This window comes from Streptomyces sp. RP5T (assembly GCF_003933965.1).
Taxonomy (GTDB): domain Bacteria; phylum Actinomycetota; class Actinomycetes; order Streptomycetales; family Streptomycetaceae; genus Streptomyces.
This window is the reverse complement of record NZ_RSAJ01001067.1, coordinates 1-1426: the sequence shown is the minus strand read 5'-3', so window position 1 is coordinate 1426 and position 1426 is coordinate 1. Positions and strand designations below refer to the sequence as shown.

The window sequence follows — 1426 nt, the reverse complement described above, 5'->3', positions numbered from 1 at the left end:
TCCCGCGGGAGCCCGAGGCCGCGGACGCCGGCGACGCCCTGGTACGGATCGACACCGCGCAGCGCACCGCCGAGGTGAACGGCAGGCAACTCGACCTCACCTACCTGGAGTTCGAGCTCCTCGCCCACCTGGTCCAGCACCCGAACCGGGTGCACACCCGCGACCAGCTGGTCACCACGGTCTGGGGCTACGGCCACGTCGGTGACGGCCGTACCGTCGACGTCCACATCGCCCGGCTGCGCCGCAAGCTGGGCGCGGACTTCCGGGGCGCGATCCAGACCGTGCGGCGGGTCGGCTACAAGTACACGCCCCCGACCGGGGACTGACCCTCTGCCCTCGGCAGATCCGGGTTCCCCGGCGCCGCCCGGGCGGGCACAGTCACCGGCATGAGACTTCTTCTGCTGGGCGGTACGCAGTTCGTGGGCCGGGCCGTCGCCGAGGCGGGTCTGGCCCACGGCTGGGACGTGACCGTCTTCCACCGGGGACGGCACGCGCCGGTGGCCGGCGTGCGCTCGCTGCACGGCGACCGCACCGCGGCCGACGGGCTCACCGCGCTGAACGGGGGCGGCCCGTGGGACCTGGTCGTCGACACCTGGTCGGCCGCGCCCCGAGCGGTCCGGGACACGGCACGGCTGCTGCGGGACCGGGCCGGGCGGTACGCGTACGTGTCCAGCTGCTCGGTGTACGCCTGGCCGCAGCCGGCCGGGTACACCGAGGACGCGCCCGTCGTCGACGGCGCCTTCGCCGACGCCGGACAGACCGACTACGCCCGGGACAAACGAGGCGCCGAACTGGCCGTACTGGACGCCTTCGGCGCGGACCGCTCCCTCCTCGCCCGGGCCGGGCTGATCCTCGGCCCCTACGAGAACATCGGCCGCCTGCCGTGGTGGCTGGGCCGGATCGCCCGCGGCGGCCCCGTCCTCGCCCCCGGACCACGGGACCTGCCCCTGCAGTACGTCGACGTCCGCGACCTGGCGCAGTGGGTGCTGGAGGCCTCCGCAGCGAGGCGGCACGGGCCGTACAACCTGGTTGCTCCGCGGGGCCACACCACGACGGGCGAACTCCTCGACGCCTGCGTGGCCGTGACCGGCTCGGACGCCGAACTGCGCTGGACCGAACCGGACGTCGTCCTCGGGGCGGGCATAGCCCCGTGGACCGGCCTGCCGGTGTGGGTCCCGCCGGGCACCGACCTGCACAGCACCCTGCACGGAGCGGACACCTCCCGGGCCGTCGCCGCGGGACTGCGCTGCCGTCCGGTCGGCGCGACGGTGGCCGACACCTGGCGCTGGCTGCGGGACATCGGCGGTGTGGCGCCGCAGCGCCCGGACCGGCCGGTGGTGGGCATCGACCCGGAGACCGAGGCGAAGGCCCTGGCGGCCGGGACCCACGGCTGAGCCACGCGCATCGGGGCGGACGAGTGCGGGTG

The 1426-nt window shown here is 75.5% G+C and carries 2 protein-coding genes; both read left to right on the top strand.

Features of this window, described 5'->3' with window-relative positions; genetic code table 11:
- Positions 1-326 (top strand): winged helix-turn-helix domain-containing protein (locus EHS43_RS44520; protein ID WP_148104342.1); only part of this gene is annotated, 326 nt, incomplete at its 5' end.
- 60 nt (positions 327-386) lie between these two features.
- Positions 387-1394 (top strand): NAD-dependent epimerase/dehydratase family protein, encoded by a 1008-nt coding sequence (locus tag EHS43_RS44515; RefSeq protein ID WP_125196054.1) that lies wholly within the window; start codon positions 387-389, stop codon positions 1392-1394.
- Positions 1395-1426: the final 32 nt, after the last annotated feature.

Bases quoted from the DNA above. Each gene is read 5' to 3' on its own strand.
- EHS43_RS44515 (WP_125196054.1), top strand. From the start codon at position 387: ATGAGACTTCTTCTGCTGGGCGGTACGCAGTTCGTGGGCCGGGCCGTC.